The organism is Streptomyces sp. NPDC088197 (assembly GCF_044741185.1).
In the GTDB taxonomy this organism is placed as follows: Bacteria; Actinomycetota; Actinomycetes; order Streptomycetales; family Streptomycetaceae; genus Actinacidiphila.
Genome location: NZ_JBIUSD010000001.1, coordinates 220,066 through 234,873 on the forward strand (window position 1 = coordinate 220,066; position 14,808 = coordinate 234,873).

The window sequence follows — 14,808 nt, forward strand, 5'->3', positions numbered from 1 at the left end:
CCGGGGACCCGCACCGGCCCGGAGCCGACGCCGGGCGCGCGGCCAGGCGCAGGGCTCGGCCCCCGGTGACCAGGAGCGCCGGTCCTGGTCCCGCGAGGTGCGGGGAGGGGGTCCGGGGAGAGTTCCCCGAAGTACCCGCAGTCGCCGAAGTACCCGCAGTGCCCGAAGGCCCTACGAGCCGGAGCCGGTCGCTCCCGCGTCGGTTCCGGTGCCGCCGCTCGTCCCCGTACCGGGGGTGGTGCTGCCGCTGGTGGTGCCGGGGAGCGCGGCCGTCGTGTAGAGGGTGCCCGCGCAGGCGTTCTGGATGACGGGGCCGTCGACGACGGGGGCGCCCGCGGCCGGGGTGTGGTTGAGGGCGACGCTGCCGGGGGGCGGGCTGGTCGGCGGGTCAGCGCTGCCCAGCTGGGTGGAGGCGCCGTTGCTGCCGCTGCCGCTGCCCGTGCCGGTGCCCGGGTCGGAGCCGGTGGGGCCGCCGGTGGTCGCGGGGTCGCTCGACGTCGGCGTGGGTGTCGGGGTGGTCGGCGGCGTGGTGGGCGTCGTGGGGCAACCGCCGGTGCCGTTGCCCGCGGGGATCCACGCGAACTGCACCTCGTAGGTGTCGCCCGGTGCGAGCACCACGGGTCCGTCGACGCCGGAGGGCAGCCTGCTCGCCGGGTCGCCCGGGGTGTGGCCGACGACCTGGATACGGGAGGGGTCGGCCGAGCCCTCGGCGAGGACCTGCACCTGCCCGCTGCCGGGGACCGTACAGGGGACGCCGGAGACGTTGGCGACGCGGAACCAGCCGTAGACGCGGCCGGAGGAGTCCGGGGAGTCGGCGGAGCTGGTGCCCTGGCCGAGCTGGACGCTGGAGCAGTCGGGCGCGGAGACCGCCGCCGAGTCCGAGGGGGTGGTGGTCGCGGGCGGCGGATCGTCGGTGGGGCTCTTCGTCGAGGTGCCCGCGCCGCCGGTGCCGGTGGCCGCCTGGCCCGAGGAGGGGCCGCCCGCCCAGTAGTTGGTGTGGCCGTCCTGGCCGGGGGCGGAGGCGTGGGTGCTGGAGACGTTCGCCGGGAGGGCGTTGGTGCTGCTGGAGGTGTCGGCGGCGTGGATCAGCGCGGGCACCGCCATGCCGGCCAGGACCACGGCCGCGGCGGCACCGGCCAGCGCCTGCCGACGGTGCTGCCTGCGGGCCGGGACCGCGCGCCGCAGGTGGTCGAGCGCCTCCGGGGACGCCTCTATGCCCTGGACGGCGTTGTGCAGCAGCGCCCGCAGCGCCGCCTCCTCCGGGGTGTGCTCGACGCCGTCGGCACTGTCGAGGTCGAGTTCGAGACTGGCGAAGTCGAAGCCGCCGTCGAGGCCGAAGAGGCCGTCGGCACCGGAGCCGTAGCCGGACGCACTGTCGGAGCCCGAGGCGGAAGTGCGGTCGGAGCCGGAGCCCGAGGCGGAAGCGCTGTCCGAGCCCGAGGCGTCAGCGGCGTCGGGGGAGCCGAAGCCCAGGTCGCGGCCCCGGCCCTCGCCGTGGTCCGCGCCCTTGCCCTGGTCCTGATCCTGGTTCTTGTTCTGGTCTTCCATACCGTGCGCGTCGTCGGGGGTGGTCATGCCGTCGCCTCCATCGCGACGCGCAGCGCCGCGATGCCTCGCGAACCGTACGCCTTCACCGAGCCCAGGGAGATACCCAGGGTCTCGGCGACCTGCGCCTCGGTCATGTCGGCGAAGTATCGCAGCACCAGCACCTCGCGCTGCCTGCGCTGAAGCGTACGCATCGCGGCCTTGAGCTGGTCGCGCTCCAGGATCTCGTACGCGCCCTCCTCCGCGCTCGCCATGTCGGGCATCGGCTTGGAGAGCAGCTTCAGGCCCAGGATGCGGCGGCGCAGGGCGGAGCGGGAGAGGTTGACGACCGTCTGGCGCAGATAGGCCAGGGTCTTCTCCGGCTCGCGGACCCGGCTGCGGGCGGAGTGCACCCGGATGAACGCCTCCTGGACCACGTCCTCGCACGAGGCCGTGTCGTCCAGCAGCAGCGCGGCGAGGCCGAGCAGTGAACGGTAGTGCGCGCGGTAGGTCTCGGTGAGGTGGTCGACCGTGGTGCCTACTGCCATCGCCGAGTCAGAGTCCTCGCCTTCCGCGGCCGTGACCCGCACGACCGGCCAGGGCGCGATCACCGGGATGCCACCGGAGAGCGCACCGGACGCCGACGCGCGTGGACGCGGCAGCCGGGGCGGCGCGATCGTCCCGTGCCGTCCGAATGCCGTCTCGATACCCAGTGCCTCCGCCACGACTGTTGGACACGCATCCCCCCCTCAGGGTTGTACGCGCAAGACACGCCGCTCGACGGAGCGTCAAATATCCCCATGCGTACCAGCTCTTCCTCAACGCCCTGTTTGCACCGACGCTTCCCCCCGGACCACGCTCGGTGTGCAGCACCTTAGGGACCAGACCATAGGGCAGTGCGCTGACACAAAGACGCTCCCCCGAGCGAGTCGGTTCCCGCGGGGGAATGCAAAGTCTCCAACGTTCGGGTACGTGAGTTCAAGTGGTCCAGACCAGCAACTTCGTCCCCGGGCACATTGCCGAGGACGCGCCCGAGCGGCCTCAGACGGCGATGTCCGCCGCCACCACCTCGGCGATCTGGACGGCGTTCAGCGCCGCGCCCTTGCGCAGATTGTCGCCGCAGACGAACAGTTCGAGGGCGCACGGGTCGTCGAGCGAGCGCCGTACGCGCCCCACCCACGTGGGATCGGTGCCGACCGCGTCCGCGGGCGTCGGGAACTCACCCTGCCCCGGGTCGTCGGAGACCACGACACCCGGCGCGTTCCGCAGGATCTCGTGCGCCCGCGCGACCGTCACCTCGTTCTCGAACCGCGCGTGCACCGACAGCGAGTGGGTCGTGATCACCGGGACCCGTACGCAGGTCGCCGTGGCCCGCAGACGGGGCAGCCCGAGGATCTTGCGCGACTCGTTGCGTACCTTCATCTCCTCCGACGACCAGCCGTCGTCGCCCGCGAGCGAGCCCGCCCACGGCACCACATTGAGCGCCAGCGGTGCCGCGAACGGCCCGAAGTCGCCCACCGTGCGGCGCAGATCGCCCGCCTGCGTGCCCGCGTCCGTCCCCGCGACCTTCGTCATCTGGTCGCGCAGCGCCGCGATCCCGGCCTGCCCGGCGCCCGAGGCCGCCTGGTACGACGAGACGATCAGCTCGGTCAGCCCGAACTCGGCGTGCAGCGCGCCGACCGCCACGATCATCGACAGCGTCGTGCAGTTGGGATTGGCGACGATGCCGCGCGGGCGCATCCGTACCGCGTGCGCGTTGACCTCGGGCACCACCAGCGGCACCTCGTCGTCCATCCGGAAGGCGCCCGAATTGTCCACCACGACCACGCCCTTGGCCGCCGCGATCGGCGCCCACCGCGCGGCCACCTCGTCGGGCACGTCGAAGAGCGCGACATCGATCCCGTCGAAGGCCGCCTCGTCGAGCGCGACGACCTCCGCCTCGGTGCCGCGCACCGGCAGCAGCCGCCCGGCCGAGCGCGCGGACGCGACCAGCCGGATCTCCCCCCACACGTCCTGGCGCGTGCTGAGGAGTTCGCGCACCACCGTGCCGACCGCTCCCGTCGCCCCCACCACGGCGAGCGACGGTCGCGGCGCGGCGCTCATCGCCCGGTCCCTCCGTAGACGACCGCTTCGTCGCTGTCGCTGTCCAGGCCGAACGCCGAGTGCACGGCCTGCACGGCGGGCTTCACGTCGTCGACCCGGGTCACCACCGAGATACGGATCTCGGATGTCGAGATCAGCTCGATGTTGACGCCCGCGTTGGACAGCGCCTCGAAGAAGGTCGCCGTGACACCGGGGTTGGTCTTCATGCCCGCGCCGACCAGCGAGATCTTGCCGATCTGGTCGTCGTAGCGCAGCGAGTCGAAGGCGATGACCGTCTGCGCCTTGGTCAGCGCCGCCATCGCCTTCTGGCCCTCGGCCTTGGGGAGCGTGAAGGAGATGTCGGTGAGCGCGGTGGCCGCGGCCGACACGTTCTGGACGATCATGTCGATGTTGATCTCGGCGTCCGCGATGGCCCGGAAGATCGTCGCCGCCTCGCCCGGCTTGTCCGGCACGCCGACCACCGTGATCTTGGCCTCGGACGTGTCGTGCGAGACGCCGGAGATGATCGCCTGCTCCATCGGACTGTCTCCCTGTGCTGACTCGTACGCGGCACGCGCTTGCTGCGGTCGCGGAAGGTTCGCGGGCCGTTCGCTGCTCACCCAGGTGCCGGGCAGCCCGGAGAACGACGACCGTACGTGGATCGGGATGTTGTAGCGGCGCGCGTACTCCACACACCGGTGCAGCAGCACCTTGGAGCCGGAACTGGCCAGCTCCAGCATGTCCTCGAAGGCGATCCAGTCCATCTTGCGGGCCTTCTTGACCACCCGCGGGTCGGCCGTGAAGACGCCGTCGACGTCCGTGTAGATCTCGCACACCTCGGCGTCCAGCGCCGCCGCCAGCGCCACCGCGGTGGTGTCCGAGCCGCCGCGCCCGAGCGTGGTGATGTCCTTCTTGTCCTGCGAGACGCCCTGGAATCCGGCGACGATCGCGATGTTGCCCTCGTCCAGCGCCGTACGGATACGGCCGGGCGTGACGTCGATGATCCGCGCCTTGTTGTGCACCGAGTCGGTGATCACCCCGGCCTGGCTGCCGGTGAACGACTGCGCCTCGTGCCCGAGGTTCTTGATCGCCATCGCCAGCAGCGCCATCGAGATGCGCTCACCGGCGGTCAGCAGCATGTCGAACTCGCGCCCCGCGGGAATCGGTGACACCTGCTCCGCGAGATCGATCAGCTCGTCCGTCGTGTCGCCCATCGCGGACACCACGACGACCACTTGGTGGCCCGCCTTCTTGGTGTCGACGATCCGTCGGGCGACGCGCTTGATGCCTTCGGCATCGGCGACGGAGGAGCCGCCGTACTTCTGCACGACAAGGCCCACGTGCGCTCCTCGCTCAGGGATTCCCAGGGGGTGCCGGGGGATTTCCAGGGGTTGTTGCGGTCGGCCCAGTTTAACGAGCAGGCACGATCCGCCCCGCACGTATCGCATGGTGAGATACGTCGCCCGAGGCGTGATCAGCCGCAAGTTTTACGGCCGGAGGCGCGAGAGCGTCCTACGTCGCCGGGCGCAGCCCCAGCGTCCCCAGCTCGGCCTCCATGACCTTGCCCGCCTCCTCGGCCAGCTCCTCCTCGTCGTCCCCGTCGCCGCCGGTGTCCAGGCCGTCCAGCTCGTCCAGCGGGCTGTCCAGCCGTACGTGGGCCACGAGCGACTGGAGCGCGCGCAGGCTGGCACTGGCCGTGGAGCCCCAGTTGGACAGATACGAGAACTGCCACCACCACAGCGCCTCGGAGATCCTCCCGGCCCTGAAGTGCGCGAGGCCGTGTGTGAGATCGGCCACGACATCGGCCATGTCGTCGGAGATACGGCAGGCCACCGGCGTCGACCGCGGCACGTACGGGTCGAAGACCTCGGAGTAGACGTCGATCGGTTCGAGGAGCGCCGCGAGCCGCTGCCGCAGGTCGTCCTCGTCCGGCTCGGGACCGACGTCCGGCTCGTACCGCTCGTCCGGGACGATGTCCTCGTGCGCGCCGAGCCGGCCGCCGGCCAGCAGGAGCTGCGAGACCTCCAGCAGCAGGTACGGGACCGCGCTGTCCGGATCGTCGCCCTTGGCGACCTCGCGGACCGAGAGGATGAAGCTCTCGATCTGGTCCGCGATCTGTACGGCGAACTCGTCCGGTTCCTGCTCCTTGCCCGCCACGTCCTTTGCCCGACCCCGCATCTGGTCCTGCTTCTGCTTCCGGTCCTGCCTCTGGCCCTGCGCCTGGGCCTGCTTCTGGCCCTGGTCCTGGTCCTGCTTCTTCGTCACGGTCTCAGACATCCAGCAACCGCCTCCCTTCGAAGGCCCGCCCCAGCGTGACCTCGTCCGCGTACTCCAAGTCACCGCCCACAGGGAGGCCGCTGGCCAGTCGCGTGACCCGCAGTCCCATGGGCTTCACCATCCGGGCCAGGTACGTCGCTGTCGCCTCGCCCTCCAGATTCGGGTCCGTCGCGAGGATCAGCTCGGTGACGGTGCCGTCCGCGAGACGGCTCAGCAGCTCCCTTATCCGCAGGTCGTCGGGGCCGACGCCCTCGATCGGGCTGATCGCGCCGCCGAGCACGTGGTACTTCCCGCGGAACTCGCGGGTCCGCTCGACCGCCACCACGTCCTTCGGCTCCTCGACCACACAGATCACCGAGGGGTCGCGGCGCGGGTCACGGCAGACCCGGCACTGCTCGTCCTGCGCGACATTGCCGCACACCCCGCAGAACCGCACCTTCGCCTTCACCTCGGACAGCACGTGCGCGAGGCGCCGTACGTCCGCCGGATCGGCCTGAAGGATGTGGAAGGCGATCCGCTGGGCGCTCTTGGGACCCACGCCGGGCAGCCTGCCCAGTTCGTCGATCAGGTCCTGGACCACGCCTTCGTACACGCCGACGAGCCTTCCTCACGGTTTCCGCGGTTCTCCGGTGGGGTTTCCGGAGGGGTCAGAACGGGAGGCCGGGCATGCCGCCCAGCCCCTGGGCGAGCGGGCCGAGCTTGGCCTGCTGGATCGCCTGCGCCGCCTCGTTCGCGTTGTGCACCGCGGCGACCACCAGATCGGCGAGCGTCTCGGTGTCGTCGGGGTCGACCGCCTTGGGGTCGATGACCAGGCCGCGCAGCTCACCTGCGCCGGTCACCTTCGCGGTGACCAGGCCGCCGCCCGCGGAGCCCTCGACCTCGGTCTCGGCCAGCTCCTGCTGGGCCGTGGCGAGGTCCTGCTGCATCTTCTGGGCCTGCTGGAGCAGCGCCTGCATGTTCGGCTGACCACCGGGAATCACGGTTTCACTCCTGACTGGCGTCTGCGGTGCGGTGCCACCTTTTTCGTGACAGGGCGAGCCTACGTGTTCGTACGGCCCAGCGCCCTACGCCGTACGGAGGATCGGAACCGGGCGGAGACCACCCGACGGGAGTACAACGCGTCCACCAGCGGTGGGGTGCCCGAATCCGGTGGTGAACTCGGCCGGGGACGGGTCGGGTCTTGGGCCGAGTCGTGGGCCGAGTCCTGCGCCGAGTCCTTCCTGTGCGGCGGACGCGGTCGGGCCCCGCGCCGCGCCCTGTGCGCCGCGCTGAGGGCGCCGCGCCCTCAGTCGTGCGCGATCTCCTCTATGACCGTGGCGCCCAGCTCCCGCACGAAGAGGTCGTGGCCGCTGAGCGCGGAGTCGACGAGATCCGGGTCGTCGTCCTCGGGGACGTCGTCCTCCAGCGGAGGCGGCATGTCGTCCATGGGGGGCGGCCCGGACTGGTAGGACGCGGACGGCACCTGGGACGAGGAGTGGGACTGGTAATGGCCTTGGCCCGGCCCCTGGTCGTGCCCGTATCCCTGTCCCTGGCCCTGGGACGAAGGGGGTCCGGCCTGGAAGTCCGGTCTCGGGGCGCCCTGGGGCCGGTCCTGCCCCTGGCGACCGGCCGGCGGCTGCGGCGGGCCCGAGGGGCGGGGGGCGCCACCGCCGCCTCCGTAACCGCCGCCTCCGCCCTGCCCGCCCGCGCTCCCGGCGCCGCCGCCCCCGTTCGGGGCCACGATCGCCTCGATCTTCCACTGCACGCCGAGCGCGTCGCTGATGGCGGCCTTGAGTACGTCCTCGCTGCCGCTGTTCGCGAAGCTGTTGCGGGCGCCGGGGTTGTCGAAGCCGACCTGGAGGGTCTCCCCGTCGAAGCCCGCCACCTGGGCGTTGTTGAACAGCAGCATCCAGGTCAGGCGGCGGCGGTTCTTGACCGCCTCCAGGATGTCCGGCCACATCTGGCGCACCCGGCTGGGGTCGCCGAGCGAGGCGGTCGGGGCGGGGGCCTGCGCCTGGGTCTGGGCCTGGGCCTGGGCCGGTGGGGTCTGCGGCGCGGCGGGCGGGGGCGCCTGAGCCGGGGGCTGCGCCGGGGTCCGGTTCTGCGGCTGGCCGGGCGAGGCGGCGGACGGCCAGGCACCGGGGCGCTGGGCGGGGGGTGCCTGGGCGGGCGGCACCTGGGCCGGGGGTGTCTGGGCCGGGTGTGTCTGGGCGGGGGGCGGCGGCACGGGCGGTGCGGCGGGCGCGGCGGCCTCGTCGGCGGGTGCCTCTGAGGGTACGTACGCGGGTACGGCGGGGGCCGGGGGCTGGGCCTGCGGTTGGACCTGGTGTGGGGGCGGTGCCTGGGCGGGGGCGTACGCCGTACCGTTCTCGCCCGAGGTACGGCCGCCGCCGAGTGCGGCTCTGGCGGCGGCGGGTCCGACGGCCTGCGGCGCGCCCGCAGCCGGACCCGTACCCGTGCCCGTACCCGTACCCGTACCCGTACCGCTGGACGGGCCGCCGCCCTGGGCGAATCCGGCGGAGACCCCGGCGGCGACGCCGCGCTCCAGCCGTTCCAGGCGGGCCTGCAACGAGCGCTCGTCCTCGTAGGCGGCGGGCAGCAGCACGCGGGCGCAGATCAGCTCCAGTTGGAGGCGGGGCGAGGTGGCGCCGCGCATCTCCGTCAACCCCGTATTGACCAGGTCGGCGGCGCGGCTCAGCTCGGCGGCGCCCAGCACGGAGGCTTGCGCCTGCATCCGCTCCACCACGTCGCGCGGCGCGTCGATGAGGCCCTTGTCCACGGCGTCCGGGACGGCCGCGATGATCACCAGGTCCCGTAGCCGTTCCAGCAGGTCGGCGACGAAACGGCGCGGGTCGTGCCCGCCCTCGATCACCCGGTCGACGATCTCGAAGACCGCCGCCCCGTCCCCCGCGGCGATCCCGTCCACCACCTCGTCGAGCAGCGCGGCGTCCGTGTAGCCGAGCAGCGCGGTCGCCATGGCGTACGTCACGCCGTCGGCCGCCGCGCCCGCCAGCAACTGGTCCATGACCGACATCGAGTCACGTACCGACCCGGCCCCGGCCCGTACGACCAGCGGATACACCCCGTCCTCCACGGCGATGGCCTCGCGCTCGCACACCTGCGCCAGGTAGTCGCGCAGCGTGCCGGGCGGCACCAGCCGGAACGGATAGTGGTGCGTACGCGACCGGATCGTGCCGATGACCTTCTCCGGCTCGGTGGTCGCGAAGATGAACTTCAGGTGCTCCGGGGGCTCCTCGACCACCTTCAGCAGGGCGTTGAAGCCCTGCGGGCTGACCATGTGGGCCTCGTCGATGATGTAGATCTTGTACCGACTGCTGGCCGGGCTGAAGAACGCCTTCTCCCGCAGATCACGGGCGTCGTCCACACCGCCGTGCGACGCCGCGTCGATCTCGATCACGTCGATCGACCCCGCGCCGCCCCGCGCCAGGTCCACGCACGACTGGCACACCCCGCACGGCGTCGGCGTCGGCCCCTGCTCGCAGTTCAGGCACCGCGCCAGGATCCGCGCGCTCGTCGTCTTCCCGCAGCCTCGCGGCCCGCTGAACAGATACGCGTGATTGACCCGGTTGTTCCGCAGCGCCTGCTGCAACGGGTCAGTGACGTGCTCCTGTCCGATGACCTCGGCGAAGGACTCGGGACGGTAGCGGCGGTACAGAGCAAGGGACACGCCTACGAGGTTATCCGGGCCCACCGACATCCGGCCCCGTCATCCCCGCCGGCCCACGCAAAGACCCCCCACGCACCCGCCAGAGCCCACCTACCCTTGCTGCCTTCCGGCCCTGGGGGAGTTCAGCGAGATAGCGCCACGTGAGGGGCTGCCGCCCACCCTACCCGATCCCCCACCCCCCCATCGAGTTCGCAACCACCCCCCCACGCCCTGTACTGTTCCTCCCGGAGGATTCGCCTAGTGGCCTAGGGCGCACGCTTGGAAAGCGTGTTGGGGGCAACCCCTCACGAGTTCGAATCTCGTATCCTCCGCCAGTGCCTCACCGGGCACGACGTCGAAGGGCCCCCTCGTCCGCGAGGGGGCCCTTCGACGTCGTGGTCTCAGTTCTGGTCTCAGTTCGGGACAGGGCAGCCCATTCAGGCGCGTCTCCGGCATGTCCAACACATGATCACTCAACAACGCGGTGTGCTGAGAAATGACCGGTCTGGACCCAGGCGCCGCGGTCGTCTCACCACCTGCGGCATCCCCGTCCGACCGGCCGCACCACCACGCGGGCACTGGCTAGCTCCGTTCTGGATCGCCGACCAGAACCCCGCCCAGGTGACAGGTCCGTACGGCCTGGACTGCGCTGCAACTGCCGGCATGAGGTAATGCGAAGGCAGGCACGACAAAAAGCACGTCCTGGCTGTCGGTGCGTCGCGTCATACTGGCGGATCAGGTTGTTAGACCGCCTGCTGAACGACCAGGGCAACGTCGCCCAGGGAGGGAGCGCCCATGCTGGTGCTGTCCGTACGGATCGACAAGTTCCGAAACTTCACGAACGAGCAGACCATGATCGTCGACGCCGACGTCACCTGCCTGATCGGGAAGAACGAGTCGGGGAAGACCACCGTCCTCAAAGCCCTCCACCGGCTGAATCCCGCGAACAACCGGGACACGTTCGATCTCACAAAGGACTACCCGCGCCGGCATCTGGCCCGTGACCGCCGAACGAACAGTCTCCCCGAACTCGCACCCGTGACGGCAACATTCGCCCTGGAGGACCGCGACCTCGACGTTATCGAAGACCAGTGGGGCGTGCGCCCCCCGGCCGAAACCCTCATCGAGGCTGCCCGGACTTACGACGACGTGCTTGAAGTCAGGATCGCCTGCGCCCTGCACCACGTTCTCGAGTTGGTCTTCGACGAGGCCGGCATCGATGACCCTGACGACCGCGCTTACCTGACGGAAGGCCACACGAGCGCCACGGAGGTCGTAGCCGCCGCGAAAGCGCGCTCCAAGGAGCTGAAGGACGAAAAGAAGACTGCCCGCGCCAAGGTCATCGACAAGGTCCCCGCCGAGTTCAAAAAGTACGAGCTGTTCCTCGACAGTGAACTGGACGAGGGCCATCACCAAACGCTGGTGAACCTCCTCCCGAAGTTCTTCTACTTCTCCACCTACGAACTCCTGCCCGGCGAATGCGATCTCCACAAGCTCGCCGACCGCGCCGGCAGTGGAAAGTTCCTGCGCGGCGACGCAACCATGCTCGCCCTCCTGCGCACCGCCGGTGAGGACCCTGCGGACTTCCTGGACGAGGACTACGACAGCCGCAAGGCTGAGCTGCAGGCGGCCAGCCTAGAGCTCAGCACGCAGGTCTTCGAGTACTGGAAGCAGAACGACGCGCTCACCGTCGTCTTCGACACCGACCTGGTCCCTATGCCGCTGGACCCCGAAACTGGGGAAGCCCAGCCACACCACCGCATCCTCAAGATCGAGCTGCGCGACGAGCGCCACGGCGTGGAGACTAACTTCTCCACCCGCTCGACCGGCTTCCAGTGGTTCTTCTCCTTCCTCGCCGCGTTCAGCGCCTACCGCGATCGCGCGGAGCGGGTAGTGGTCCTGCTCGATGAGCCCGGTACGAGCCTGCACGGCGAGGCTCAGGGCGACTTCCTGCGCTACATCTACGGCGAGCTCGGCACCAAGCAGCAGGTCCTCTACACCACCCACTCCCAGCACATGATCGACCCGACGCGGTACGAAACCATGCGCGCCATCCACGACCAAGCGACCCGACAAGACCCAACCCTGGGGGTCGTCATCACCCCGGTGAGTCTGTCCGCCGATCCCAAGACGATCCTCCCCGTCGAAGCAGCCCTTGGGTACACCGTCGCCCAGCACCTCTTCCTCGGCTCCGGCCCGCTCCTGGCGGTCGAGGGCAGCAGCGACTTCGTCTTCCTGCTGCGCATCTCGGACTACCTGATCAGCAAGGGCCGTACCGGCCTCGGCCCACGCCTGGCCATCATCCCGGTGGGGGGCGTCGGCAACATGCCGGCCTTCATCGCGGTCATGGGCCGCCGCCTCAGCGTCTGCGCCATCATCGACGGTGCGGAGACCACCAAGGTGACCGCCAAGGTCTACAGCGCTGCCCAGGCCGCAGACGTTGACCCGTCCAACATCATCGTCATCGGCCAACTCGATGGCCTGCCCGACACCGCCGACATTGAGGACCTGTTCACCACCAAGGACTACCTCTGGCTCTACAACAGGGCTACGAGCAGCAACCTCACCGAGACTGACCTGATCACCACGGCAAAGCCCACCCCGATCCTGATGCGCCTCAAGATCGCACGTGAGAAACAGGGCAAGCCCGGCGTCTTCGATCACGTCGGACCCGCTCACGAACTCACCCGTGACCGGGACGAGTTCTTCAAGCAGGTGGATGACCAGACTCTCGACCGGTTTGAAGAAGTGTTCAAGAAGCTGAAGGCCGCCGCCTGATCCCCTTTCAACGCCTGCGGCCCCGTTCGCCCGAACGGGGCCGCAGGCGTTCGTGAATGGCGACAAGCGGGTCGAGCCCCCACTCCGGAGGGAAGATCGCCCCCGACCTCACCCTGCCCAAACTGCGCGCCCGCCTGGAAGCCAGTGCCCCCGAGGAACACCCCACCGCCCGCCGCAACCGGCCGGACACCCCCTGGCAGCACGCCACCGAAGCCCTCGACACCCTCCACCCCGAGTTCACCGGCACCGATTCAGGCGAAGCCGGCGACAGCGCGACCCAGGCCCGCATCGCCGCGCTCGGCGAACTCATCGAAGCCACAGCCCAGGCCGCACCGGCGGAACTACGGGCCGAACTCCGCTCAGCATCCGGGACGTTCGCCCACGCCCAGCGCTCTCGGCTCCGCGCCGAACACAGCGCCGCCGCCGGGTTGCGCACAGCCGCACGCGACCTCGTCAACGCGGGCACCGGCAAGGACGGCAGCGCCCTCGCCGTACTGCTCGCCGCCCTCGTCTGGTCCGCGATCCTCGCCGGTCGCTGGCACACCGCCCGAGGCCACGCCCAGCAGGCCGCCGCCGCCCGTCAGAGCGTCCAGCACCTGCAAGCCGCCTACGCCCAGGCAGTCGACCCCCAACTCGCCGCCCTCGCAAGGCGCCAGCCCAAGCCGGACACCCGCACCACCCTCGCCAACGACCGACGAACCGCCGTCCCCGACCACGCCGCCCGTATCCTCGCCGACCCCGCCTGGCCCGCCCTCGCCACCGTCCTCGCCGACGCCGAAGCAGGCGGCCACCAACCAGCCCGCCTCCTCAAAGAAGCCACCGAGCAACGCTAACTCCGCACCGCCCGCATGCCGGCCCGTGTCCTGCTCGGCCGCATCCAGCACACGAGCCGCAACCCCGCGCCCAATCCCCGAGCGGAAGCCGCCCGCCTGCGGTCCCCAACGACCGGAGCCTGGGGTGCAGTTCAGGGGCACACTCCCGAGCCTGCGGCTCCCATCCCGTTGTCTGATGCTGCTGGGTCCGGCCGTCGACGGTGACACCGTCCACCGACACGCAATCCGCGGACAGCGGCAGCGCGCAGCGACGTCGGTTCGCACGCCGCGAGACGGCCCACCACGCCGAGGTCAGCTCGCCAGCGCCTCGCCGAGCCTGGCGTGCGCGGCGCCTGGGAGTGCCTGGTGCAGGGCTTCGGCCCGCGAGCGGACGAGCCCCTCGCGGTACGCCTGCGGCAGCCGCGCCCAGATGCCGACCGCCTTGTCGGCTGCTGCTGCCGAGTCGCCGTCCGCGTTCAGGCAGGCGGCGGCGTCCATCTCCAGCAGCGCCCGCGTCATCACGGAGGGCGACGTGGTGAGGGCCAGCGCCGCCTCCTGCTCGGCGTATGCCTCGCGCGTACGCCCCATGAGGGTGAACGCCTGCGATAGGTGGACGTGGTGCTTCTGCAGCGGGTACCCGAACCACGTGTCGGCGGCCTGGCTCCCGTCGATGCGCTCCGCGATCAGGCGAGCGTCGGCCACAGAACGAAGCGCGCCTTGGTGGTCCCCGGCGGACGCAAGCGCCCGAGCGGTGACGGCCGCGGCGAGGGCGGCAGCCGCTGACGGCTTCTGGCCGGCCTCGGCGCGGGCGCGCATGGCAAGGTCGGCCGCGGAACGCGGGGCACCGTAGTTGAGGGGGACCATCGCATGCCGTGCCAGCGCCCAGGCGAGCATCTGCCGATCGCCGGATTCGCGGGCTGCCTGCTCGGCGGTCGCGAACCAGCCGTGCGCGTCGCGCTGGTCACTGCGGTCGTGTTGGATGATCGCCACCAGCCCGGTGATCCCGGCTGCCGTACGGGCCAGGTCCGCCCGGGTCCCGGCCGCATGAGGGCGGCTGAGGACGTCTCTCAGCAGGCCGAGGTCGCCCCGCATCTCCGCGAGAACGACCGCCGGCGGACGACCGCGGTAGCCCCCGCGGTGACGTTCGAACGCCCCGTCCAGGTAGGCGAGATCACCGGCGTCGGAACTGGAAAGAGCCGCGTCGATGCCCTGTCTGGCCTCCGCGAGACCGGGCAGCGCGACCACGCTGGTCGTAGCGACGGCCGCCGCGCCGAGGAAGCGTCGTCGATCCACTTCCGTGCCCTCCTCTCCTTCACTGGAATCAGCCCCGTCGAGACGCTGGAGCCTGCGCCGCTGCCTGCTGAGTCTCACGGCCTTGGCGATCTCCTCGACCGGCGTCCCGTAGACGTCGGCAAGAAGCGCGTGCCAAGCGGGAACCGGTAAGCGGCGCTCGGTCTCCCAGCGCTTCAGGTTCTCCGGATCGAACCACCGCCCGTCCTGCGCGTCTTGCAGGACGAGCGCTTGTTCCTCGCGGGTGCGTCCGGCCGACTCGCGCGCCGCCCGCAGCATGGCGCCGATGCCATCTGGTGCCATCATGCCCGCCTCTCCAGTGTCTCAAAGTCCCGCGCCCGATCCTGGCCCCGCAAAGCGGCCCCCCGCCGGGAAACGCACCCCCTGCCGGCACCCGCC

Annotated in this window: 10 protein-coding genes, 1 tRNA gene, 1 other RNA gene and 1 pseudogene; 3 read left to right on the plus strand and 10 right to left on the minus strand. The window is 70.9% G+C overall.

The genetic code is table 11. The features are described 5' to 3' along the window. Window positions 1–171: 171 nt before the first annotated feature. From ACIOC1_RS01045 to ffs, 9 genes are all read right to left on the minus strand, one after another. On the minus strand, window positions 172–1,575 hold the full coding sequence (locus ACIOC1_RS01045) for a hypothetical protein (RefSeq protein WP_401850939.1): 1,404 nt from the start codon (window positions 1,573–1,575) through the stop codon (window positions 172–174). Further along, on the minus strand, window positions 1,572–2,249 hold the full coding sequence (locus ACIOC1_RS01050) for a SigE family RNA polymerase sigma factor (protein WP_401850942.1): 678 nt from the start codon (window positions 2,247–2,249) through the stop codon (window positions 1,572–1,574). The genes ACIOC1_RS01045 and ACIOC1_RS01050 overlap by 4 nt, the downstream gene beginning before the upstream one ends. Before the next feature lie 316 nt (window positions 2,250–2,565). Continuing rightward, window positions 2,566–3,627: an aspartate-semialdehyde dehydrogenase gene (locus ACIOC1_RS01055; protein ID WP_355335950.1), complete on the minus strand. Its 1,062-nt coding sequence runs from the start codon at window positions 3,625–3,627 to the stop codon at window positions 2,566–2,568. Beyond that, window positions 3,624–4,946, minus strand: coding sequence for an aspartate kinase (locus tag ACIOC1_RS01060; protein WP_355335948.1), 1,323 nt, complete (start codon window positions 4,944–4,946; stop codon window positions 3,624–3,626). Before ACIOC1_RS01060 ends, ACIOC1_RS01055 begins: the two co-directional genes overlap by 4 nt. Before the next feature lie 172 nt (window positions 4,947–5,118). Next, on the minus strand, window positions 5,119–5,784 hold the full coding sequence (locus tag ACIOC1_RS01065; RefSeq protein ID WP_401851942.1) for a DUF5063 domain-containing protein: 666 nt from the start codon (window positions 5,782–5,784) through the stop codon (window positions 5,119–5,121). 91 nt (window positions 5,785–5,875) lie between these two features. Next, complete coding sequence (gene recR, locus ACIOC1_RS01070; RefSeq protein WP_355335946.1) at window positions 5,876–6,475, minus strand: recombination mediator RecR; 600 nt, start codon at window positions 6,473–6,475, stop codon at window positions 5,876–5,878. A gap of 55 nt (window positions 6,476–6,530) precedes the next feature. Continuing rightward, the gene (locus ACIOC1_RS01075; protein WP_391042507.1) at window positions 6,531–6,863 is read right to left on the minus strand and encodes a YbaB/EbfC family nucleoid-associated protein; all 333 of its coding nucleotides are present in this window, start codon (window positions 6,861–6,863) and stop codon (window positions 6,531–6,533) included. A 305-nt stretch (window positions 6,864–7,168) separates the two neighbouring features. Beyond that, window positions 7,169–9,550: a DNA polymerase III subunit gamma and tau gene (locus tag ACIOC1_RS01080; protein ID WP_401850947.1), complete on the minus strand. Its 2,382-nt coding sequence runs from the start codon at window positions 9,548–9,550 to the stop codon at window positions 7,169–7,171. Window positions 9,551–9,609: 59 nt separating this feature from the next. Then, window positions 9,610–9,700: signal recognition particle sRNA small type (gene ffs, locus ACIOC1_RS01085), an RNA gene on the minus strand. Between the two features lie 76 nt (window positions 9,701–9,776). Between ffs and ACIOC1_RS01090 the strand changes: the two genes are divergently transcribed. The 3 genes and pseudogenes from ACIOC1_RS01090 to ACIOC1_RS01100 all read left to right on the plus strand — a co-directional run. Beyond that, window positions 9,777–9,864, plus strand: a tRNA-Ser gene (locus ACIOC1_RS01090). A 460-nt stretch (window positions 9,865–10,324) separates the two neighbouring features. Next, the gene (locus tag ACIOC1_RS01095) at window positions 10,325–12,307 is read left to right on the plus strand and encodes an AAA family ATPase (RefSeq protein ID WP_401850949.1); all 1,983 of its coding nucleotides are present in this window, start codon (window positions 10,325–10,327) and stop codon (window positions 12,305–12,307) included. 80 nt (window positions 12,308–12,387) lie between these two features. Then, a pseudogene (locus tag ACIOC1_RS01100) lies at window positions 12,388–13,344 on the plus strand (mobilization protein); the annotation flags it as partial. Window positions 13,345–13,431: 87 nt separating this feature from the next. Here ACIOC1_RS01100 and ACIOC1_RS01105 read toward each other — a convergent pair. After that, window positions 13,432–14,715: a helix-turn-helix domain-containing protein gene (locus ACIOC1_RS01105; RefSeq protein WP_401850951.1), complete on the minus strand. Its 1,284-nt coding sequence runs from the start codon at window positions 14,713–14,715 to the stop codon at window positions 13,432–13,434. Window positions 14,716–14,808: the final 93 nt, after the last annotated feature.